Source organism: Bacillus sp. UNC437CL72CviS29, assembly GCF_000482345.1.
Lineage (GTDB): Bacteria > Bacillota > Bacilli > Bacillales > Bacillaceae_G > Bacillus_A > Bacillus_A arachidis.
This window is the reverse complement of record NZ_KI535304.1, coordinates 212,843-234,233: the sequence shown is the minus strand read 5'-3', so window position 1 is coordinate 234,233 and position 21,391 is coordinate 212,843. Positions and strand designations below refer to the sequence as shown.

General features: G+C 37.5%; 25 protein-coding genes. 9 read left to right on the top strand and 16 right to left on the bottom strand.

All coding sequences use genetic code 11. The annotated features are described in order from the left end of the window. Positions 1-8: 8 nt before the first annotated feature. From M014_RS0125400 to M014_RS0125385, 4 genes are all read right to left on the bottom strand, one after another. A complete protein-coding gene (locus tag M014_RS0125400; protein WP_026594198.1) occupies positions 9-539 on the bottom strand; it encodes a hypothetical protein in 531 nt (176 codons plus the stop codon). A 142-nt stretch (positions 540-681) separates the two neighbouring features. Further along, entirely contained in the window at positions 682-1,446 is a 765-nt protein-coding gene (locus tag M014_RS0125395) for a TIGR01457 family HAD-type hydrolase (RefSeq protein WP_026594197.1), read from the bottom strand. 97 nt (positions 1,447-1,543) lie between these two features. Then, complete coding sequence (locus tag M014_RS0125390; RefSeq protein WP_026594196.1) at positions 1,544-2,176, bottom strand: helix-turn-helix transcriptional regulator; 633 nt, start codon at positions 2,174-2,176, stop codon at positions 1,544-1,546. Positions 2,177-2,257: 81 nt separating this feature from the next. After that, positions 2,258-2,698, bottom strand: coding sequence for a DUF86 domain-containing protein (locus M014_RS0125385; RefSeq protein WP_026594195.1), 441 nt, complete (start codon positions 2,696-2,698; stop codon positions 2,258-2,260). Positions 2,699-2,845: 147 nt separating this feature from the next. On the opposite strand from M014_RS0125385, the gene glpX reads away from it, so the two are divergent. From glpX to M014_RS0125370, 3 genes are all read left to right on the top strand, one after another. Beyond that, positions 2,846-3,817: a class II fructose-bisphosphatase gene (gene glpX / locus M014_RS0125380; RefSeq protein ID WP_026594194.1), complete on the top strand. Its 972-nt coding sequence runs from the start codon at positions 2,846-2,848 to the stop codon at positions 3,815-3,817. 18 nt (positions 3,818-3,835) lie between these two features. Further along, positions 3,836-4,102, top strand: coding sequence for a DUF3055 domain-containing protein (locus M014_RS0125375; protein ID WP_003208880.1), 267 nt, complete (start codon positions 3,836-3,838; stop codon positions 4,100-4,102). Between the two features lie 373 nt (positions 4,103-4,475). Then, positions 4,476-4,976: a hypothetical protein gene (locus tag M014_RS0125370; protein ID WP_026594193.1), complete on the top strand. Its 501-nt coding sequence runs from the start codon at positions 4,476-4,478 to the stop codon at positions 4,974-4,976. A 40-nt stretch (positions 4,977-5,016) separates the two neighbouring features. On the opposite strand, the gene M014_RS0125365 is transcribed toward M014_RS0125370, so the two are convergent. Continuing rightward, positions 5,017-5,289 (bottom strand): YutD family protein, encoded by a 273-nt coding sequence (locus tag M014_RS0125365; protein ID WP_372440470.1) that lies wholly within the window; start codon positions 5,287-5,289, stop codon positions 5,017-5,019. Positions 5,290-5,437: 148 nt separating this feature from the next. On the opposite strand from M014_RS0125365, the gene M014_RS0125360 reads away from it, so the two are divergent. Continuing rightward, a complete protein-coding gene (locus M014_RS0125360; RefSeq protein WP_026594191.1) occupies positions 5,438-6,016 on the top strand; it encodes a YhcN/YlaJ family sporulation lipoprotein in 579 nt (192 codons plus the stop codon). Between the two features lie 40 nt (positions 6,017-6,056). On the opposite strand, the gene M014_RS0125355 is transcribed toward M014_RS0125360, so the two are convergent. Beyond that, positions 6,057-6,791, bottom strand: coding sequence for a MerR family transcriptional regulator (locus M014_RS0125355; protein WP_026594190.1), 735 nt, complete (start codon positions 6,789-6,791; stop codon positions 6,057-6,059). 141 nt (positions 6,792-6,932) lie between these two features. Here M014_RS0125355 and M014_RS0125350 point away from each other — a divergent pair, with 141 nt between their 5' ends. The 4 genes from M014_RS0125350 (at position 6,933) to M014_RS0125335 (ending at position 9,607) form a co-directional block, all read left to right on the top strand. Then, complete coding sequence (locus tag M014_RS0125350; protein ID WP_026594189.1) at positions 6,933-7,712, top strand: YhfC family intramembrane metalloprotease; 780 nt, start codon at positions 6,933-6,935, stop codon at positions 7,710-7,712. A gap of 90 nt (positions 7,713-7,802) precedes the next feature. Next, complete coding sequence (locus M014_RS0125345) at positions 7,803-8,369, top strand: histidine phosphatase family protein (RefSeq protein WP_026594188.1); 567 nt, start codon at positions 7,803-7,805, stop codon at positions 8,367-8,369. Between the two features lie 31 nt (positions 8,370-8,400). Continuing rightward, the gene (locus tag M014_RS0125340) at positions 8,401-9,111 is read left to right on the top strand and encodes a GNAT family N-acetyltransferase (RefSeq protein ID WP_081811134.1); all 711 of its coding nucleotides are present in this window, start codon (positions 8,401-8,403) and stop codon (positions 9,109-9,111) included. Positions 9,112-9,130: 19 nt separating this feature from the next. After that, the gene (locus tag M014_RS0125335; RefSeq protein ID WP_026594186.1) at positions 9,131-9,607 is read left to right on the top strand and encodes a YbaK/EbsC family protein; all 477 of its coding nucleotides are present in this window, start codon (positions 9,131-9,133) and stop codon (positions 9,605-9,607) included. Positions 9,608-9,622: 15 nt separating this feature from the next. Here M014_RS0125335 and M014_RS0125330 read toward each other — a convergent pair whose 3' ends face one another. Continuing rightward, positions 9,623-9,952 (bottom strand): DMT family transporter, encoded by a 330-nt coding sequence (locus M014_RS0125330; protein WP_026594185.1) that lies wholly within the window; start codon positions 9,950-9,952, stop codon positions 9,623-9,625. Between the two features lie 61 nt (positions 9,953-10,013). Then, positions 10,014-10,910 (bottom strand): lipoyl synthase, encoded by an 897-nt coding sequence (gene lipA, locus M014_RS0125325; protein ID WP_026594184.1) that lies wholly within the window; start codon positions 10,908-10,910, stop codon positions 10,014-10,016. Between the two features lie 190 nt (positions 10,911-11,100). Between lipA and M014_RS0125320 the strand changes: the two genes are divergently transcribed. Beyond that, positions 11,101-12,099, top strand: a complete 999-nt coding sequence (locus tag M014_RS0125320) for a M23 family metallopeptidase (RefSeq protein ID WP_026594183.1) — start codon at positions 11,101-11,103, stop codon at positions 12,097-12,099. Positions 12,100-12,143: 44 nt separating this feature from the next. Here M014_RS0125320 and yunB read toward each other — a convergent pair whose 3' ends face one another. From yunB to sufD, 8 genes are all read right to left on the bottom strand, one after another. Beyond that, entirely contained in the window at positions 12,144-12,881 is a 738-nt protein-coding gene (gene yunB, locus M014_RS0125315; protein ID WP_026594182.1) for a sporulation protein YunB, read from the bottom strand. Positions 12,882-12,936: 55 nt separating this feature from the next. Further along, complete coding sequence (locus M014_RS0125310) at positions 12,937-13,239, bottom strand: YunC family protein (protein ID WP_026594181.1); 303 nt, start codon at positions 13,237-13,239, stop codon at positions 12,937-12,939. 67 nt (positions 13,240-13,306) lie between these two features. Next, complete coding sequence (locus M014_RS0125305) at positions 13,307-14,698, bottom strand: bifunctional metallophosphatase/5'-nucleotidase (RefSeq protein WP_081811127.1); 1,392 nt, start codon at positions 14,696-14,698, stop codon at positions 13,307-13,309. A 309-nt stretch (positions 14,699-15,007) separates the two neighbouring features. Continuing rightward, complete coding sequence (locus M014_RS0125300) at positions 15,008-16,540, bottom strand: thiol-activated cytolysin family protein (protein WP_026594179.1); 1,533 nt, start codon at positions 16,538-16,540, stop codon at positions 15,008-15,010. A gap of 458 nt (positions 16,541-16,998) precedes the next feature. Then, entirely contained in the window at positions 16,999-18,396 is a 1,398-nt protein-coding gene (gene sufB / locus M014_RS0125295; protein WP_026594178.1) for a Fe-S cluster assembly protein SufB, read from the bottom strand. Positions 18,397-18,444: 48 nt separating this feature from the next. Further along, positions 18,445-18,876: a Fe-S cluster assembly sulfur transfer protein SufU gene (gene sufU, locus M014_RS0125290; protein ID WP_026594177.1), complete on the bottom strand. Its 432-nt coding sequence runs from the start codon at positions 18,874-18,876 to the stop codon at positions 18,445-18,447. Beyond that, a complete protein-coding gene (gene sufS / locus M014_RS0125285; RefSeq protein ID WP_026594176.1) occupies positions 18,866-20,086 on the bottom strand; it encodes a cysteine desulfurase SufS in 1,221 nt (406 codons plus the stop codon). The genes sufU and sufS overlap by 11 nt, the downstream gene beginning before the upstream one ends. After that, positions 20,086-21,378, bottom strand: a complete 1,293-nt coding sequence (sufD, locus tag M014_RS0125280; protein ID WP_026594175.1) for a Fe-S cluster assembly protein SufD — start codon at positions 21,376-21,378, stop codon at positions 20,086-20,088. Before sufD ends, sufS begins: the two co-directional genes overlap by 1 nt. Positions 21,379-21,391: the final 13 nt, after the last annotated feature.

Sequence of the window (21,391 nt, the reverse complement as noted above, 5' to 3'; positions counted from 1 at the left end):
GAGTGTTTTTATTTTATGGTGAGCTTAGGAAGATATCTTTGTAAAATGTTTTCTAACTCTCTCATATCCTCTTGCCTAATGAGTAAGTTTACATTGTCATGCCATTTTTCTTGCCCGCGATATAAGAAGATATTTTCTTGCGGATTTTCCCATGTGGATGTTTTATATCCTTTTAATTCTGCATAGGAATAGTAATTCATCCCATCAATCACACCTTTTTCATATACCTTGACGTCTTTAATTAGCTGTATCACAAAAAGGATCATAAAACAAACAGCTACAGTATAAGCTCCTATTTTGAGTAAAAACAGTTCGAAACTATCAATTTCTCCATCTATATAACGAACGTATGTAAGTATAAGTTGTACAAAGAAATAAGCTGGACCAAACAACACGAACCATCGGCTTTTTTTACGTGGGTAAGTAGCAATAATCTCTCCAATATCCTCTTGTACACTTTTTATTTTATGTATTTTCCATATAGCAAAGCCTAAAATACACAACGTTACAAGAAAGATAATAATCGAAATGATATACATTTCTCCCCCTCCAATCTCTATTCTACCAGTAATATTCTCTCCGTATATCCTTATAACATAATTTTACCTTTTATATCCATATACAAAATATGTAATTATGCATATAAAAAATCAGGCAACCTAAACGATTGCCTGCCCACTCTTACATCTTCTCAATCCACTCCGTCAAGTTATGCACAACCGCTGTTGGCTGCACTTCATATTCTGTTAACTTCTCCACAGTTGTGACTCCAGTGTGGACAAGAAGTGTATGCATACCAGCATTTATCCCCGCTAAAATATCAGTATCATAGTTATCCCCAACCATTAGCGCTTCTTCTTTCGCCATACCAAGTACTTTTAGTGCTTGTTCCATAATAATAGATTCTGGTTTTCCGATGAAAATTGGCTCTACACCTGTGGATACTGTAACAACAGATGTTAATGAACCGTTTCCTGGTAGTAAACCCCGCTCAGTTGGAATAGCAATGTCTCCATTTGTTGAAATAAATGTCGCACCATTACGTACTGCTAGACATGCTTTCGCTAACTTTTCATATGTAATTTCGCGATCTAATCCAACAACAACAAAATCAGGATTTTCATCCACAAGCTTGAATCCTTTTTCCACAAGTGCATCATACAATCCTTCTTCTCCAATCATATACACAGACGCATCTTGTTTACGTTCATAAATAAAGTTCGCTGTTGCCATGCTGGTTGTAAATACTTGCTCTGGCTTAGCTGGAATATCGAAACGAACAAGCTTTTCTGCTACTTGTTCTGGTTTACGTGTTGAATTATTTGTTACAAACAAATATGGGAGACCACGCTCCTGTAATGCTTTTACAAAGTCACTAGCTTCTTCAATTTGTTCTTCACCGCGATACATTGTACCATCTAAGTCGATTAAATAGCCTTTATACATCCATCTGTCTCTCCTTTTTGTCTAGCGTTCATACCTTCTTATATTAACCCCTTTTTCCAAAGAAAAAAACGCTTCGTCTAAAAGCGTCCCATAACGTTCATTTTTTCTCTTGTATGTGATACGAACAGTGACAGTCACCATCACACATATTTGATAATACCTTCACATTTCCATCAGAAAACAGTCGCTTATACATATTTTCTTCCTCCACACAAAGCTGTGGATATTTTTCAGCAACAGCCTTTAATGGACAATTTTGTTTTTGTAATATGTATGAGTTTTCTCCCTCCTGCTTCACTTGTACCATATATCCATGCTTCTCTTGAATAACGGCAACTTCCCGAAGCTTCTGCCATACATTTTCTTGACGACTGATTCGCCTTTGTAATTGCTCTTCAATCCGATCCGTCCTGGTCTTTAAAATAGCATCTACAAGGGTTTCACCACCAATTTGCTCTAAATCCTCTAACACACCTAAAGCAAATTGCTTATAATCCTTTGGAAAGGAATCTTCTCCTTTTTGACTTAGGGCGTATACATATGTTGGTCTGCCCACATGTTGACGTACCATTTTCGACTGAATGATTTCTTCTTGCTCCAGCTTACTTAAATGACGACGTACTGCCATCTCTGTAATCTCCAAAGTTTCAGATAATGCTCCAACCGTTTGTTCTCCATTTATTTTTAAAAGCTGTACAATTTCTTCCTTCGTTGTACGTGCTTCCCCCATTTCTCATCCTTCTCCCTTTTTAGCCGTTTCTATCGATAAAAAAGATCCCCAAAAAGGCTAATGGGGATCTTATCCATACACTTATTCTGCTATGAATGCAGATACAGGTCCTAGTTCCTTTTCTAAGTAACGGCGAATATTCGCAGGGTATTTCTGTACCACAGCGATTTGTTTTTGAATCGTCGTATATAATTCTTCATGATTCATTTGAATATAATCTTGCATAAGCATTTTCCGAAGAAGAATCACTTCTTTTATTCCTGCTCCTTCTTCTCCACTTATGACTTTTTCATCCATTAAAATATCAATAATATCTTCATAACTTCCTGGATCACGCATAATAAATCCATCAATCATTGCATTTCCAACATCTAATATGCAATCAATGATAAGATGCGACATACGCTCTAATGCGTAATATTCAAAATCATTTTCATATTTCTTCTTCTCTTGAAATGTATCTACTACTTGTTCTAAACATGTTAATATTTGCTCTATTTTTTTTCTGTCTACAAAGTACATGAATGTCACCTACCTGGAAATTAAAGCATTTACATTTTAATTGTAACCGTTTCTTCTGAAAAAATCGACAATTTTTCGAATTCACCTTTCACGCGTTATTTGTTATAGTTATAACTGTATGATTTTTGAAATTGGAGGAATGCCACCTTGGAACGTGAACTCGCATTAGAAATTGTCCGTGTAACAGAAGCAGCAGCCTTAGCATCCGCACAATGGATGGGCCGCGGAAAGAAAAACGAAGCAGATGATGCAGCAACTACTGCTATGCGTAATATGTTTGATTCAGTAAACATGGCAGGTACTGTTGTAATTGGCGAAGGAGAGCTTGATGAAGCACCAATGTTATATATTGGTGAAAAACTGGGAACAGGTAACGGCCCAGAAGTAGATATCGCCGTTGATCCATTAGAAGGTACAAACATTGTTGCAAAAGGTCTTGCAAACGCAATGGCAGTTATTGCAGTCGCAGATAAAGGAAACCTTCTTCATGCTCCGGATATGTACATGGAAAAAATCGCGGTTGGTCCAAAAGCAGCTGGTAAAATCAGCTTAGATGATCCAATTGAAAAAACAATTGAAATTGTAGCAGAAGCAAATAATAAAAAAATCCGTGACCTAACGGTTATCGTCCAAGAACGTGACCGTCATCAAGAAATTATTGACCGTGTTCGTACAAAAGGTGCACGTGTAAAATTATTCGGTGATGGCGATGTTGGCGCGTCAATCGCAACAGCTCTTCCAGGAACAGGTATCGATTTATTCGTTGGTGTTGGCGGCGCTCCAGAAGGCGTTATCTCTGCAGCAGCATTAAAGTGCCTTGGAGGCGAAATGCAAGCACGCTTAGTACCAATGAACGAAGAAGAAGAAGCACGTTGCCGTAAAATGGGATTAGAAGACCCTCGTCAACTTCTTATGTTAGACGACCTAGTATCTGGTGATGATGCAATCTTCTCAGCAACTGGTGTATCTGCTGGCGAGTTATTAGATGGTGTAAAATTCCTTGGCGGAGACTTAGCAGAAACATATTCTATCGTTATGCGCTATAAAACAAGAACAGTACGCTTTATTAAGACGCATCACCATTTAGATCATAAACCTCACTTAAACTTAGATATTTAAAAAAGGAGCTTTTGTAGTATGGAAGAACGTTTCTTTCTTTACGACGATACAGTCGATACAAAAACGCGTTTCGTTAGCTTTATGGGAGAAAATGAGCGCCACGATTTAGCGCTTTTATACTCCGATCGTCATTACGGTAAAACAATCGTCCTTGATATGCAACGCAATAAATTTGCAATTATTGGCACTGACGATTTAAACGAACCAGGCTACTTAGAGCACGCTTTTTCTGTATCTGAAGAAATTGCAGAAGAACTGCGCTCATTCTTATTCGAACTTATATAGTATTATGCACCAGCTATTATAGTAGCTGGTGTTTTTTTACGTAATTTATTTTGAATTTTCAATCTTTCGTGTTATACTTATGAGCAAATCTATTTGGAAGAAAGGACGTCTACTACGTATGCCAACATTTACTTTGTAATGGAGCAGCAATTGAATAGCATTACTCTCAAAAAAGCTACATGCTTTTTCAAGGGAGTAGTCTGTTCATTTCCCATTACAAAGGAACGTAACGCATCTGTAGTATGATGTTTTACGGAGGTTCCTATAAGGGGAACCTCCTTTTATTTTTGTCTATTTCTTCTTTATTCATACTGCAAGACATCCAAATAGCTGTATTACGTTCCTTTACCCAATATATACGAGGTGAAGGAAAATGCAGAAAGTACAACTTTCTTGGAATTTATATGAGAATGAATTTGAAACGACAGTCGAAAAGCATTGTAAAAATTGCGGGCATACCACCCTTTTTACTGATACGAACATTCGTAGACATAACGCAAACGGAAAGAACATTTACCGCTTTGCGATTTATAAATGCCAAAAAGGGCATACCTGGAATAAGAAACTCCACATTTATAAGTCGTTTTCTGAACATGTCGAAACAATCGATGTGTTTCAACAGAAACAAGCTGAAACAACGACTACCATCTCGATTATGCAATATAAAGAAAATGGCACGACAGAAATAGCCATTGTATTAGAAACAGTCGTGGGCTCTCATCGTATTGATAAAGCACTAGCTGCGTACATTTCAGATTTGAGCCGTACGGCAATTGTAGACAAAATCAAAAACGGATACATCCAGTTGAATGGTCAGAAGATGAAATCAAATACAACACTTTCTGAAGGTGACCTCATTTCAATTTGCTTGTAAAAAAGAATTCCTCTTACGCCTACCGTAAGAGGAATTCTTTTTACTTCTTCACTTTTCGTAACACAAAGTATGCACAACCAAAATTACAGTATTCGTATAAGTACTCCGATAATGTACTAATTTTCGTATCATATGTCGCACGTTGGTTACTATCATCAAAAAATCCGCGCAATCTGAGTTGATCGTAACCCCAGTCACCAACGATATAATCATATTTATTTAAAATTTCTGCATAGCGCTCTTTAAATGCTTCTTCACGAAAACCGTTACGATAGTCTGTAATTACTTCGTACTGAACATTATTTATGTTCATCGTAGCATAACTCTCCTGCTTTTGCTCCATCATAAACTTCCTTTCTAAGCATTCTTCTTTTTATCGTATCACAAAGCATAGCAACCAACAATTTCAAATACAAAAAATTGAAAAGTAGTAAATGCTATGGAGAAGGAGGTGATATCTCGTGAAAAAACAAATTGTACTCTCCCTTCTCACTCTTTCCTTATTTGCAGGCTGCCAAACAGCAAATAAAGCTGAAATGGAACGTGAGGAAGGCAGCCGTGTTCTTGTTTCCAATAAAGATGACATGTATCATACAGAAAATACAAATACGAGGCTTACAAGAGTCGGATACTCTTCTAAGCAAAAGGATGAAGTATCTAACAAACAAGTAGGGGCGATTAACCGTGAGAAAGTAGCAGAAATGATTACAAATATGACTGTAAATCTGCCTGATGTAACAAATGCTGCTACACTTGTCACTGATGATGAAGTATTTGTTGTATATCGTGCCAATACAAGTAATCCCGCACTTGTAACAGATCAAGTGTATAAAACCGCTTTGTCCATCGTTCCTCGCTATTATAAAGGATATGTATCAACAGACCAAAAGTTGATTTCGCAAATTCAAGGACTTCAGTCTGGTACGTTAAATGATAAGGAATATGAACAAAGTCTTGATATGTTAAAGCGTGAAATGAGTAAAAATCCGCATATAAATAACACTCAAAATCCCACGCTAAATGACATGATTAAGAAATAAAAAAGATGGCGGCTGCCTACTTGAGACAGCCCCATCTTTTTTATTTCTTACGATTATCTGCATATACCGCCATAGCATCACACATAAACTGTGCCAATCCTTCTCCAAACTTATCAATATTTTTTGTAAAACGTTCATCATCCACATACATTTGTCCTAATCCTTTGAACGCCTCTAATGAATATTGACCAAAGTCTTGCAAGTACTCATACCATACATGAATTGCTTCTTGTGCTTCTTTAGAATCAGGCGCACCATTCCGAAGCTCCGCTAGCTTTCTATAAATGTTATTAAAGTCTTCTTGCTTTTCCTTAGTCATACCAGCAGCTGTCTTATTTGCTTTATCTATAGCCTTGTCTCCCCATCGTGCGCGAGCTTCCTCTTCATATGGATTATGACTAAAATCGAAGCCTTCAAATTTTTCTTTATTCGTCATTTCAATCTCTCCTTTTGTATGCTTAATTGTCTTATCAATTGTCGCAATCACCTTATCCAGCCTAGCACGCTTCTCAAGCAACATTTTCCGATGCATCTGAAGCGCTTCTTCCCTGTCAAATGAAGGACTACTGATAATTTCTTTAATTTTCTTTAAAGGGAAGCCAAGTTCTTTAAAAAATAAAATTTGCTGCAATCTCTCTAGATTTTCATTGGAGTACAGACGATATCCCGACTCTGTCGTCTCGTCTGGGGTTAGAAGCCCAATTTCATCATAATGATGCAGTGTGCGCACACTAATACCAACTAAATCGGCTACTTCTTTTACCCGCATTTTCATTGTTTCGCCCCCCTCAGTACATACAATAAAGTATTACGCAACGTGAGAGTCAATAGAAAAACTCTTTTTTGATAAAAATAAACGATTTCTTTGATTCGCTGTATAATAGAAGAGTACATACATGAGAAAGTGGTGAAAAATATGATTTCAAATGCTGTAATTGGTAGTATGATTCTTCAACTAGCAATATCGGTTCTCGTTCCAATTATTGTACTGATTTATTTTCGAAAAAAATATCATATAAACTGGAAAGTAGTTGGAGTTGGTATTCTTATTTTTATTGGATTTACCCAAATCCTAGAAACGCCATTCCACCTATTCATGCGCGGAAATCCAGCAACAGCTAAGATTTTAGAAAACCCATTTATCTTTGCGATTTACGGCGGACTTACCGCTGGTATTTTTGAAGAATTAGGACGTTTTGTCGCCTTCTTCTTCCTATTAAAAAAATCCCAAGAATATAAAGATGGTCTTGCGTACGGAATTGGACACGGCGGAATGGAATCCATCTTAATTGGTGGTTTCGCTGGACTCCAAACTCTTACCTTTGCAACATCCATTAACAACGGAAGCTTCGCTCAAATGGTTGAAAAATTACCTGAGCTAAGTCGTGTACAAGATGCTTTAATACAAGCACCTGCTTACTTGTATTTACTCGGCAGCTTAGAAAGAATTATGGCACTTGTCCTGCAAATCGCCTTCACGATGCTTGTCATATACGCAGTAAAACAGAAAAAATATATTTTCCTCGTATATGCTGTGCTATTCCATGCCTTCGTAGACTTCTTTGCAGCTCTTTATCAAAGACAAATAATCAACGTATTTGTTACAGAAGGTATCATCTTTATTTTTACAATTTGCGCTTTCATTCTGATTCGTAAAATGAAGGACAAATTAACAATTGAACCGAAAAAAAGCTAAGTCCATGCGGCTTAGCTTTTTTGTATAGAGGACTTTTTTTCCTATTTGTCGAAGTATGTATGGTCAACTTGAAAAAATGAGGGATAGATTTTGAAAAAACTTATCGTAGTGCGTCACTGCTCAGCAACTGGACAAGAACAAGAGGCTGAATTAACAATTGCAGGAAAAAAACAAGCACACTTCCTTGCTGATTTCCTCATACAAAATAACCTGCAAATAGAGTCCATTGTTTCAAGCCCTTTCACTCGCGCCATTCAATCCATTACGCCATTCGCATCACAGAACAATTTACCAATCAAAGAAGATGAAGGATTAACAGAGCGTATACTGAGCAGTGCTCCAATGAAAGATTGGATACACAAACTAGAATATACCTTTACAAATATAGATATTGCCTTTTCAGGCGGAGAGTCAACAAAACAAGCGATGGAACGTGCCATATCGCTTATTAACGATATTTTAAAACAAGAACATTATGTAACGCTGCTTGTTACACACGGAAACTTGTTAACGCTTATTTTAAAACACTTTGATGAACGTTTTGGTTTTAATGAGTGGAAAAACTTAAGCAATCCTGACGTTTACGAAATTACAATCTCTGAACAAACAACAATTCACAGATTGTGGGGGAAGACCGTTGAAAATCGTTACACATGATAACATTGAACAGGAACATATTTGCTGTGCCATGTCAGACAAAAAAGTAAAACGTGGTGTCGAGCTCAAAAAAGCATGGCTAAAAAATCGATTTGAAGAAGGACTTGTGTTCAAAAAGCTAGATGTGAAAGGAAAAGTGTTCATTGAATACATTCCAGCTGAGTATGCATGGGTGCCTATCTCTGCACCAAAATACACATGTATCAATTGCTTTTGGGTCTCAGGGCGTTTCAAAGGGCAAGGATACGGCGCACAGCTCTTAGAAGAATGTATCCAGGATGCTAAAGCGCAAGGAAAGCATGGAATCGTTGTTATTTCTAGTAAGAAAAATAAACCCTATTTATCAGACGGTGGCTATTTAAAGAAAAAAGGGTTTCAATTATGTGATACAGCACCGCCTTATTTTGAATTACTTGTATACAAATTTGATCCAAGTGCTCCTTCACCCCATTTTACAGCAAGCGCCAAAGATATGAAGATTCCAAATCAAAACGGCTTAGTCGTCTATTATACAAATCAGTGTCCTTATACTGATTATTACATTCATCAAGAATTAACCAATATAACGCAACAATATCAAATCCCTTTTGAATGCATTCAGTTGACATCGCGAGAAGATGCGCAGCATGCTCCTTGTGCCTTTACAACATACGGAGCTTTTTATAACGGAAAATTTTTAACACACGAAATTTTAAGTGCGAAAAAATTTGAAAAGTTGATGATGAACATAGAGCAAATCTAGAAAGGGGTATTAACAAAATATGTACGAAGAAGTAATCTCTTTATTACATAAAACAAATGCTTCCTACGAAAAATTTGAACACGAACCAGTTCTCGATTACGAAACAGATCGTGTCATTCGTGAACGGCTTGGCTTACAAGGAACTCCTAGTAAAAGTTTATTTTTAAAATCAAAATCTGGATCCTATTATGTGTTCTTCACATTAGAAGGAACTCGTCTCGAGAGAAACGAAATGAAGGAAATCACAGGAGAGCGCTTATCAATTTGTTCACCTGATGAACTAAGAGAACAAACGGGTTGTATTCCCGGATGCGTCGCTCCTTTCGGCTATTCACAGGATGTAACGATTATTGTGGATCATTCCGTCTATGCCTACGATAAAATTCTAATTACACCGGGTGTCCCAGAATTTACAATTGAATTATCCACAGAAGAATTGAAAAAGATTTTATCCACATGTCAAAATACTGTTTTAGAATATAAGAAAGAGAGCTGATTTCAGCTCTCTTTCTTAGTGAGCACTAGATCCAGACATATTTAGCACAGCTACTCCGCCTATAATAAGCACTAATCCCACTGCCGTTTGCCACGTAAAGACATCTTTCCATACAAGTACACCAATGAGTGCTGTTAAAGCTGTTCCTACCCCTGACCAAATCGCGTACGCCGTACTAAGTTGTATATGCTGCAATGCTTTAGACAGGAAGAAAAATGCTGAAGCAAACCCTAACACTACTCCTATGCTTGGCAACACTTTTGTAAAACCATTGGATACCTTTAGCATCGTTGTCCCAAATACTTCACTTACAATCGCAATTGCTAAAAATAGAAAAGCCTTCATACTATTTTCCCCCTAAAAAAAGATCCCTCTTAGCAATCTCACTAAGAAGGATTCTTTCTCATTATTTTGCTTCTGCAGTATTTTCCTTCGCAGAACGTACTTGCTCATCTGCATGGTAAGAAGAACGAACAAGCGGGCCAGCTTCACAGTGGCTAAATCCTTTGCTAAGCGCAATTTCTTTTAGCTCTGCAAATTCTGCTGGTGTGTAATATTTAATAACTGGTAAATGCTTTTTAGATGGTTGTAAGTATTGTCCAAGCGTTAAAATATTCACATTGTTCGCACGTAAGTCGTCCATTGCTTCAATTAAATCTTCTCTTGTTTCACCTAGCCCCACCATAATACTAGATTTAGTTGGAATATCAGGTTGCATTTCTTTTGCACGACGTAAAAACTCTAATGAACGATCATATTTTGCTCTTGCGCGAACTCGGTCAGATAATCGACGTACTGTTTCAATGTTATGGTTCAAAATATCTGGTTTTGCATCCATTAACATTTTTAAGTTTTCTTCTACCCCGCCCATATCAGATGGTAACACTTCAATAGACGTGAATGGATTATTACGACGAACAGCGCGTACTGTTTCAGCAAAAACAGCTGCTCCGCCATCCTTTAAATCGTCACGTGCAACCGCTGTTATAACAACGTGTTTTAAACCCATTTGTACAACAGAATCTGCTACGCGTTCTGGCTCTTGTAAATCAAGCTCTGTTGGTAAGCCTGTTTTAACCGCACAAAAACGACAAGCACGTGTACAAACCGCACCTAAAATCATAAATGTTGCTGTTTTTCTTACAGCCCAACATTCGTGAATATTTGGACATTTCGCCTCTTCACAAACGGTATGAAGCTGCTTAGAACGCATCATTTTCTTTAAGCCTGTATAGTTTTCATTTGTATTTAACTTAATTTTCAACCATTCGGGCTTGCGCTTATATTCTGTTTGTTTTGTCATGTTATCAACTCCGCACAATATGAAATAGTTTACCGTGTTCGCTTCTTTCAATGTAACATATCTATTCTAACGTATGAAAGCGATTTGCTCAAATGAAGATTCCAAGAATTTTTACCAATGATTTACTATAATGAAATATCTCGTATATCCCACACTAAAGAGAGTGATGTTGTGAAAGGAGTTTATTTTCATGCTTCGAAAGATTGCCCTATTTCTTTCTATTTACTTTTTTCTTGGACAAGGTATTGCCTATGGTGAAGTGGATCAAAAACAAATATACGAAAAACGCATGACACTGTATAAAGAAACTGAAAAAGATACCAATATTCCATGGTATTATGTAGCTGCAATTGATCAATATGAACGCAATATTCGAAGCGTAAGGAAAGATATTCCGAAAAAGCCTGATGCGATCATTTCGATTTACTTCAAACCAGAAGTGTGGGCTGGCCCTGCCAATAGTTCAACTAATGATACTCTCCCCCATACAATTTCTCTATTTGGCGGTATTGGTTTAGATGGAGATAAAGATGGACTAGCAGATGCAAATAACGACCGAGATCTTTTACACACAATGGCAACTATTATTAAAAAACAAGGTACATCAGAAGATCGTATGAAAATTATGCTATGGGAATATTATAGACGTGCAAAAACGGTTGAATTAATTACCAAGTATGCTCGTATTTATAAGCACTATGGCCGTATTAACTTAGAAGGAAATGCTTTCCCTCTTCCTGTCAATAGCGATAATAGTTACCGTAGCACATTTGGCGCTGGGCGTAGTTTTGGCGGAAGACGTATTCATGAAGGCACCGATATTTTTGCAGGCTATGGCGTACCAGTAAGATCTACTTGCTACGGCATTATTGAAACAAAGGGTTGGAACCGCCTTGGCGGCTGGCGCATCGGCATTCGCGATTTATATAACAATTATCATTATTACGCACATTTAGGCGGGTTTTCAAAAGAAATACAACTTGGACAAATTGTCGAACCAGGAAAAGTCATTGGCTTTGTCGGTAGCACAGGTTACGGTCCCCCTGGCACAGCTGGGAAGTTCCCTCCACACTTACATTTTGGATTATATAAGGACAACGGATATACAGAGTGGGCTTTTGATCCATATATGCATTTAAGTTTGTGGGAGCGAAAAGAACGTGCGAATTTAAAAAACAACCGTAGCTAATCGCTACGGTTGTTTCCTTATAAATCCACGATATCTTTTCAAACTTATTCATCCGCTTTCTTCCCTTTACTATCTGGCACAAAAACTCCGCCGCTTCCATAATAAGATGGTACCTCACCTTGTACGATCCGCGTCGCAATTGGAATATTTTGTTTCACTGTAATTTCTTTTGTACGAAATGGGATAATTACCTGTAGCGTAACATTCACTTCCATAACAACTTCAATCGCCGTATTGTTAATTCCATGTAGTTTTACATTTTGCTTAATATCCGTACTTACATGACCAATTGTTGTAAAATCAATTGGAATATCTGGCCCTAAATTACCAAGAAGTGCATTATCCGTTATGCGTCCAAGAGGAACAGACATCGACACGCCGCTCTCTTCCGGCAGACCGAGCGCCTTCATATCCCCCTTCTCTACTTGATGCAAATATTTTTCTATGTATGCAGTAGTCGATGTCAAAATCTCATTTACTTGTTTTGTATTTAAATCGATTGTAGATACTTTTCCATTCTTATCATTTTGTACTTTCATTAATGAATCGACATCAAATCCTTCATTAATTCGATCCTTTACCGCTTTTGTCATCACAACCGTTGCCATTTTATGTGTCTGCATTTCCCCATACTTAATCAATGTAGGTTGAATACTTTTATTCACAATCCAGAACCCTTGTAAAGTTAACAATAAAAAAAGGATAAACGAAATGAGTAGTACATGCCGAAAAGGAAGCGGTCCTTTTCGAAACCGCGAAGCTTTTGGACGAAATGTACGCATAACAAAACCCTCCTTCTTATATCATTTCTATGCAAGAAAGAGGGACGATATATGCTTATATCATTTTTAATAACGCATCTTTTCCAATTGTTCCTGCTGGAATGCCTAAAGCTTCAGCTCCGGTCGTTACCGATTCAAGCGGCGCTTCAAGAAGCTGTTCAATCGTTCTCACCCCAACTGCGCGGCCAGCAATAATTCCTCGGTCTCCTAACTTCTCGTTTAGTAGACCAACATCTAAAGCACCACACATAATATATCCTTTATCGCTCATAACAGCCAGCAAATTTGTTTTCGGAAGCTTTACACTAACAGCTATAAACGTATAGTTATCAATGATAATTGGTTCAACATTCACCATAGTTCACACACTCCCCTCTTTCTTATCTTTATGAAAAGAGAAAAATGGGTGTTACAAATTAACTAGCCTATAATTTAATTGAAGAATTATGAGTTATCAACATCTCCATTAACACATCTCTTAATAACTCTGGCATATAATATTGCTTTTCAGAAAGTGTGGATAGTTCTGGGTATAAGTACCCAAATGTAAACATGTCAATCGTTCCGACAGTGTATATACGCTCTAGCTCTAAAGATTCTCCATTGATTAATACATCTTCGAGTAAAATTTTATTTCCAGGAATTTTATCTGGGATAACTTCGAGGCCATCATAAATCATTTTTCCCATCACTTTTCCGCGAAAGCCCAGACCTTTCACTTCAAGCTGTTCCATATTTGGACGACGTGCTTTTAAAATAACTTCTCTTAATACTTTACCAGACACTTGCAATGCACATGGATTAATAGGATGTGGACAAATGCGGTGGATATCCCCTCGCGTTACAATCCCTTCTTTTAACCCTTCTAATAATACACCCGCATTCACCATGCCAACTTCAGCATTACACCACTCTTTTAATGCGCTTGCCAGCATACTAGCAAATGGTGTTTCCTTAAACCAATCAATTGGTAATGGCTCCTTCAATTCAATTACAGGCTCTGCCATTATGCTTTTACTTTCTTCTTGTAACATCTCAATTGTGGATAACGGTTTGCTATAAGCACTTAAACGCTCTGTTTTAATCGCTCTACCATCCTTTTTCAACACCTGCCCGGTTTCCTTATCCACAGTAAGCTGCACATGGCCGACGTAACGTCCCCACTTTTCACAACAACAAAGCAAAGTTCCATTCACGAGAACACTACGCTCAAATAGGTGATGTGTATGCGCTCCTAAAATTACATCGATATCATAATTCTTCGCCATATACTCATCGGCACTTTTCCCAAGATGCGAAAGTACAACTGTAATATGCGCTTTATCTTTTACTTCTGCCAAAATGGATTCTAAATGTATCATCGGATCTTCAATATGCCAACCTAGCATTTCATAAAAATCAGGATAAGCTACCGTTAAACCGATAAAAGCTACCATAATTCCTTCTGTAGTTGTATGGAGAGTATACGGTTTCGCCCAATCAGGACGCGTTCCATCTCTTTCAAATAAATTAGCTACAAGTACCTCAAAATTCGCTTCACCATATAAATGTTCAAGATGGTCTTTCGCTAATGTAATTCCTTCATTATTTCCTATCGTTACATAATCATATAACGCCTCGTTTAACAATTTCGTATTGCCTTGTCCATTCGTTGCTTCCGTTATACGATGAAAACGATCCACATGATCGCCAATATCTAATGTAAAAACAGACTCTCCTGCTTTCTGTCTACGCTTTTTCTCTTCTTGTACAAACCGAGAAATCCGCGGCCAGTTTTCAAAATGACTATGTATATCATTTGTATGATAAAGGTGAATGATTGTTTCTTTATTGATATCCAGAGAAAAAACCTCCTCTCAGTTCCTTACTGCCTTTTACGCTATGCGCTTGCGATAATCCTGTAAATACTTTTCGCCTTTTCTTGCTATTTTACATTGTACTCTCATTAAAGGAAAAAGCAAAAGATTCTCCTCGGTCTCATATACAACATAATTATCATAAAAGGATAATAACTATCCATATTGATTTAACGCTACTAATTGTTGTTTATCGTCAATCGATCGATATATTTGCAATCAAGTAAAAAGCGCCCTGTAAACAGGACGCTTCGGACGTATATGTTATCTTTAATTATGACTAATATTAGCGGTTGGGTATAATGTCGTTCCTCCAATTGAAACTTTTATTTCATTTGTTAATGGAACATTTTGTTCATTAATAATTGTTCTCCACCATTCCCATGCAAGACCTGTACATTCTCTCGCTACGACTTTTACATTTTTTGAATTCGGCGGAAGTGGTATGACTGTAGAGTAATGAGCCGTTTTGTCTCTGCCGTTTCCTTCCCAAGTCTTATGTATTAGTACTTCTTTTCCATTTTGATCATATGAGAATTCATCCCAAGATACGTCAAATTGAGCAACATATGCCCCATAATGATCAAGCGTCATTTTAGCACTGGAATATTCTGTAGTTGTAGTCTCAATATAATCTGTATTGTTATGAACAGCAGCAGTTGCGTTATCTTTTAAGAAAGTGCTTGTATATGAAATTGGGTATGCTGGGTTTTTAGGGCTTAATTCTGCATTATCTTTAATAATATTTCGTATTTCATTAAAATCTTTTGTAACAACTTTGTTATGCTCTTTTGCATCTCCGCCTAATACTACAGCGGTAAAGGTACTGTCTTCAAAAATATCTTTGTACTGTCCACTCGTTTCAACACTGTTATCCTTAAGTAAGGCTTTAAAAGCAGCTTGTACATCTTTGCTCTTAGAAGTTGTTTCTAATTTCACATAAACTGTTCTGCCATAAGCTACATTTGACACCATAACAGGCGGAGCCGTATTACTTACCCCTTTACGAGTTAACTCTGGAAAAGTAACGCTATTATCAAAAAGGTCGGATGGATTGTTAGGTAGTTCTGCACTTACGGTATAGAATATTTGCTTATATGCCGCAACCATCACTTTTTTCTCTCCATTTGCAATCGCATTAAAGTCAATGTTCAGCCCATTATCAAGATATTTAGCGTTAACATTAAGAGCACTTGCTATTTGAGATTTACTATAAACCATAGATTCTGTATACTGCATTCTTGCAGGTAACGTATGTGTTGTTGAATACTTTTCATTCCAAGTAGATACTAAATCATCTACTGCTCCAGACACATTACTATATGTTGGATTTTGGACAGTTATTGTATTTTCTTTTCTCATACCAGGTAAGTCTATACTAATATTCAAAGGTTTTCTCTTAGCCACTAATAAACTAGGTTGATTATCTGCAAAAGCTTTATTTGCAAGTTGTACTGCTCCTGGATAAGTACGATTAGCCACAGAATCAATAATCGAAATATCTACTGGTGAAGTTGTAAGTGATTTTTTCTCACGTTCAACTACTACAAATTTACCATTTGAATTTATACTTTCCTTCGGAACAAAACTCTCTACTTTATCACCATTTACTGCTAAAACCTCTTGATTATTATACTTTAGATTTGCTATGCCAGTATCAATGTCACTAGCTTGTTTTGATGTATTAGCTGAGTTACTTTTAGGTGTTTCAGCGAAGGAAATAAACGAATAATTAATAGTGCAAAAGCCGATTAATAAACTTGCTAGTAATTTTGTTCCTTTAGAATTACTTGGAATTTTCACAATAATCCCTCCTTTTTATTATGAAAATTATATCACGCAATTTTAATATTTGTATATTGATAAAATTTTTATTATTCACTCAAAATGGATAGTTTTTCAGTGTCTTCCATGCACCCGATCCTTTTTACTTCTTAACATAAGCCTATAAAGCAAAACCTTTATCATACAATTTCGATATTTTTATATTGATAAAAATTTTTTATTCACTCAAAGTAGACAGTTTTTCAGCCGCTTTTCACATGTCGAACATCATCGCAAAGTCTTTATCCCGCATTAACAAGCAGTAAAGGCTGAAGAAGAGCGGGGAAGAAAACTGCCCGTAAAAGCCCGATCGGTTCAACTAACCCTCAGTAAGAAAAACATCACTGAGGGAAGTTTCACTTTATATCATGTCAAAGCGCCGATATATTTGCTCCAATAAAAAAGCGCCCTGTAAACAGGGCACTTCTACTTTTAAATTAACCGATAGAACCTTCCATCTCAAACTTGATTAGGCGGTTCATTTCAACTGCGTATTCCATTGGAAGTTCGCGAGTGAATGGCTCGATGAAGCCCATTACGATCATTTCTGTAGCTTCTTGCTCAGAAATACCGCGGCTCATTAGATAGAATAATTGTTCTTCTGATACTTTTGATACTTTCGCTTCATGCTCAAGTGAAACGTAATCATTTTTGATTTCGTTGTAAGGAATTGTATCAGATGTAGATTGGTTATCCATGATTAACGTGTCACACTCGATGTTAGAGCGAGAGTTTTTCGCTTTTGGTCCGAAGTGTACGATACCACGGTACGTTACTTTACCACCATGTTTTGCAATCGATTTAGAAACGATTGTTGAAGATGTATTTGGTGCTAAATGAATCATTTTCGCACCAGCATCTTGATGTTGGCCTTTACCAGCAATCGCGATAGATAATGTTAAACCACGAGCGCCTTCGCCTTTTAAGATAACTGCTGGGTATTTCATCGTTAATTTAGATCCGATGTTACCGTCAATCCATTCCATCGTTGCGTTTTCTTCACAAACCGCACGTTTTGTAACTAGGTTATATACGTTGTTCGCCCAGTTTTGGATTGTAGTGTAACGGCAATATGCATCTTTCTTAATGATGATTTCTACTACCGCACTGTGCAGTGAGTTTGTTGTGTAAACAGGAGCTGTACAACCTTCTACATAATGTACATGTGCGCCTTCATCTACGATGATAAGCGTACGTTCGAATTGTCCCATATTTTCAGAGTTAATACGGAAATACGCTTGAAGTGGTGTTTCAACTTTAATACCTTTTGGAACGTAGATGAATGATCCACCAGACCAAACTGCAGAGTTTAATGCTGCGAATTTGTTGTCAGTTGGTGGGATTACTTTTCCGAAATGCTCACGGAAAATATCTTCGTTCTCTTTTAATGCGCTATCTGTATCTTTGAATACGATTCCTAGAGCTTCTAGATCTTCTTTCATGTTGTGGTATACAACTTCAGATTCGTACTGCGCTGATACACCTGCTAAATATTTTTGCTCAGCTTCTGGAATACCTAATTTATCAAATGTCGCTTTAATTTCATCAGGTACTTCGTCCCAAGACTTCTCAGATTTCTCAGATGGTTTTACATAGTACGTAATTTCATCGAAATCTAAGTCGTTTAAGTCGCCGCCCCATTGTGGCATTGGCATTTCATAGAACTTATCCAGTGATTTTAAACGGAAGTCTAACATCCACTGTGGTTCTTCTTTCATACGTGAAATCTCTTCAACGATTTCTTTTGTTAAACCGCGTCCAGCACGGAAAATCGAAACGTCTTTATCCTTGAAACCATATTTGTAATCGCCGATATCTGGCAGTTGCTTCGCCATGTTGGTATGTCCCTCCTTAGATAACCTCGTGTTTAGGACCCTCTTACATTACTTATCCTCGTTTAAGCCTTTTTCTAAAGCTTTCCAAGCTAATGTTGCACATTTAATACGTGCAGGGAACTTGCATACGCCTTGTAATGCTTCAATATCTCCTAAATCTACGCTGTCATCATACTCTTTTCCTAGCATCATGTCAGAGAAAATTTTAGAAAGCTTTAGTGCTTCTTCAATTTTCTTTCCTTTTACTGCTTGTGTCATCATCGAAGCTGAAGACATGGAGATTGAGCATCCTTCTCCTTCAAACTTCGCTTCTTGTACAATTCCATCTTCTACCTTCATCGTAAGTTGAATACGGTCGCCGCAAGTTGGATTGTTTAAGTTAACGGTAACACTATCTTCTAACACGCCATGGTTACGCGGATTTTTATAATGATCCATAATAACTTGACGATATAACGTATCTAAATTATTAAATGACATTTGTGAAATACTCCTTTGTTTTCGTTAGCGCTTCAACAAATGTATCGATTTCTTCTTTTGTATTATATAAATAGAAGCTTGCACGTGCTGTAGAAGAAGCTTTTAGCCACTTCATTAGCGGCTGTGCACAGTGATGACCTGCGCGAACCGCAATACCTTCTACATCTAATACTGTTGCTACATCATGCGGATGTACCTCATCAATATTAAATGTAACAAGACCAGCGCGATGCTTTGGACCATAAATTGTAACGCCATCTACTTCTGATAGTCTTTCTAAAGCGTACTGCGCTAATTCATGTTCATGCTTTTCAATATTATCAAGACCGATTTCTTCTAGAAAATCAATTGCCGCTCCAAGTCCGATCGCATTACCGATAATCGGTGTACCTGCTTCAAACTTCCACGGAAGCTCTTTCCACGTAGAATCTTGTAAGTCTACGAAATCAATCATTTCGCCGCCAAATTCAACTGGCTCCATATTGTCTAGCAATTCTTTCTTACCATATAATACGCCGATACCTGTAGGCCCGCACATTTTATGAGCGGATAATGCGTAGAAATCACAATTTAAATCTTGTACATCTACTTTCATATGAGGTGTACTTTGCGCACCGTCTACGACCATAATTGCACCGTTTTGATGAGCGATTTCTGCAATTTCCTTTACAGGGTTAATCGTTCCAAGTACGTTAGACACATACATGATAGAAACGATTTTTGTATTCGGTGTAATTGTTTGACGAGCATCTTCAATAGAGATTGTTCCGTCTGGTTGAAGCGGAAGATATTTTAAAGTCGCGCCTGTTTTCTTCGCAACTTGTTGCCACGGAATGATGTTACTATGGTGCTCCATGTAAGAGATGACAATCTCATCGCCTTCTTTTACATTTTCCAGGCCATAGCTCGCTGCTACTGTATTTAATGCAGTTGTTGTTCCGCGCGTGAAAATAATTTCTTCCATTGATTTCGCGTTAATAAACTTGCGAACTTTCTCACGTGCACCTTCATACGCATCGGTAGCTTTTGTACCGAGCGTATGAACACCGCGATGCACGTTAGAATTATATTCTTTATAGTAACGTTCTAACGTTTCAATGACTTGAATTGGTTTTTGAGAAGTTGCTGCACTATCGAAATAAACAAGTTGTTTGCCGTTTACTTTTTGATCAAGAATTGGAAACTGTTTGCGTATTTCATGAATATCCATTAGCGAACTTTCCTTTCAATTACCTCAACAAGCTGTGCTTTTACTCCTTCAATTGGAAGCTCATTTACTACAGGTGCTAAGAATCCATGGATGACTAAACGTTCTGCCTCTTTCTTCGGAATACCACGGCTCATTAAGTAGTATAGTTGTACTGGATCTACGCGGCCTACAGAAGCTGCGTGACCTGCCATTACATCGTCCTCATCAATTAGAAGAATTGGGTTTGCATCACCGCGTGCTTTTTCATTTAACATAAGAACACGAGAAGATTGTTGTGCATTTGATTTAGATGCACCGTGTTCAATCTTACCAATTCCGTTAAAGATAGATGTTGCACTATCTGTTTGTACACCGTGTTTTAAGATGAAACCTTCAGAGTGTTTACCGAAATGAACAACTTTTGTTGTAAAGTTTTGCGTTTGGTTACCACGGCCAATTGTTACTGTTTTTGTATCAGCAAATGATCCGTCGCCCATTAAGTTCGTTACGTTCTCTGAAATTGTATTTCCGTCATTCATAAGACCTAATGCCCACTCAAGACGGCCGTCACGACCAACAACGCCGCGGCGATTTACGTAAGATGTTACATCTTTCGCTAATAGATCAACTGCACCAAATTTCACTTGTGCACCTTGTTCTACAATTACTTCAGCCACGATATTTGCAATACCTGTAATATTTTCGTTTGCTACGTAGTTTTCTACGTATGTTGCAGAACTGTTAGCATCAGCTACAAATAATACGTGGTTATATACGTTTGCTTCTTCGCCGTCTACTAAGAATACAGCTTGAAGTGGTGTTTCAAGAACAACGTTTTTCGGAACATATACAAATGCACCGCCGTTGATTAATGCTGCATGAAGTGCTGTTAAACGATGTTCATCCACTTTCACGCCGCCCTGCATTAAGTACTTTTGTACTAGTTCAGCATGCTCAGTTGCAGCTGTTACGATATCTGTGAAAATAACACCTTTTTCTTTTGCTTCATCAGCTAAAGAAACAAATGCAGTTGTACCAGTGCGTTGTACAAGTACACTATTATTTTCATCGATTAAATTTTTCACTGCTTCTGGAAGTTCTGCTAAAGAACTTACAGGCTCTTGCTTAGGAGTAGCGCCTTTTCCGATAAAGTCCCATTTATCAATTTTTGTTTTATCAGGCGTTGGCATTGGAAGTTCAGTTGCTTGTGCAAGAGCTTGTAAGCGGAACTCAGTCAACCAAGCAGCTTCGTTTACTTCGCTTGCGCGCTGACGGATTGTTTCTTGATCGAAAGGTAATGTACCGATTGTCATGTTTATGCTCCTC

Excerpts from the sequence above, each read along its gene's own strand:
- M014_RS0125350 (WP_026594189.1), top strand. The coding sequence starts at position 6,933 with ATGATTTCAAATGCTGTAATTGGTAGTATGATTCTTCAACTAGCAATA.
- M014_RS0125395 (WP_026594197.1), bottom strand. The coding sequence starts at position 1,446 with ATGTATAAAGGCTATTTAATCGACTTAGATGGTACAATGTATCGCGGT.
- sufS (WP_026594176.1), bottom strand. The coding sequence starts at position 20,086 with ATGGATATTCATGAAATACGCAAACAGTTTCCAATTCTTGATCAAAAA.
- lipA (WP_026594184.1), bottom strand. The coding sequence starts at position 10,910 with ATGACAAAACAAACAGAATATAAGCGCAAGCCCGAATGGTTGAAAATT.
- sufD (WP_026594175.1), bottom strand. The coding sequence starts at position 21,378 with ATGACAATCGGTACATTACCTTTCGATCAAGAAACAATCCGTCAGCGC.
- sufB (WP_026594178.1), bottom strand. The coding sequence starts at position 18,396 with ATGGCGAAGCAACTGCCAGATATCGGCGATTACAAATATGGTTTCAAG.
- M014_RS0125375 (WP_003208880.1), top strand. The coding sequence starts at position 3,836 with ATGGAAGAACGTTTCTTTCTTTACGACGATACAGTCGATACAAAAACG.
- M014_RS0125370 (WP_026594193.1), top strand. The coding sequence starts at position 4,476 with ATGCAGAAAGTACAACTTTCTTGGAATTTATATGAGAATGAATTTGAA.
- sufU (WP_026594177.1), bottom strand. The coding sequence starts at position 18,876 with ATGTCATTTAATAATTTAGATACGTTATATCGTCAAGTTATTATGGAT.
- M014_RS0125385 (WP_026594195.1), bottom strand. The coding sequence starts at position 2,698 with ATGTACTTTGTAGACAGAAAAAAAATAGAGCAAATATTAACATGTTTA.
- M014_RS0125310 (WP_026594181.1), bottom strand. The coding sequence starts at position 13,239 with ATGGTGAATGTTGAACCAATTATCATTGATAACTATACGTTTATAGCT.
- M014_RS0125340 (WP_081811134.1), top strand. The coding sequence starts at position 8,401 with ATGTCAGACAAAAAAGTAAAACGTGGTGTCGAGCTCAAAAAAGCATGG.
- M014_RS0125330 (WP_026594185.1), bottom strand. The coding sequence starts at position 9,952 with ATGAAGGCTTTTCTATTTTTAGCAATTGCGATTGTAAGTGAAGTATTT.
- M014_RS0125320 (WP_026594183.1), top strand. The coding sequence starts at position 11,101 with ATGCTTCGAAAGATTGCCCTATTTCTTTCTATTTACTTTTTTCTTGGA.
- M014_RS0125390 (WP_026594196.1), bottom strand. The coding sequence starts at position 2,176 with ATGGGGGAAGCACGTACAACGAAGGAAGAAATTGTACAGCTTTTAAAA.
- yunB (WP_026594182.1), bottom strand. The coding sequence starts at position 12,881 with ATGCGTACATTTCGTCCAAAAGCTTCGCGGTTTCGAAAAGGACCGCTT.
- M014_RS0125365 (WP_372440470.1), bottom strand. The coding sequence starts at position 5,289 with ATGAACATAAATAATGTTCAGTACGAAGTAATTACAGACTATCGTAAC.
- M014_RS0125400 (WP_026594198.1), bottom strand. The coding sequence starts at position 539 with ATGTATATCATTTCGATTATTATCTTTCTTGTAACGTTGTGTATTTTA.
- M014_RS0125355 (WP_026594190.1), bottom strand. The coding sequence starts at position 6,791 with ATGAAAATGCGGGTAAAAGAAGTAGCCGATTTAGTTGGTATTAGTGTG.
- M014_RS0125335 (WP_026594186.1), top strand. The coding sequence starts at position 9,131 with ATGTACGAAGAAGTAATCTCTTTATTACATAAAACAAATGCTTCCTAC.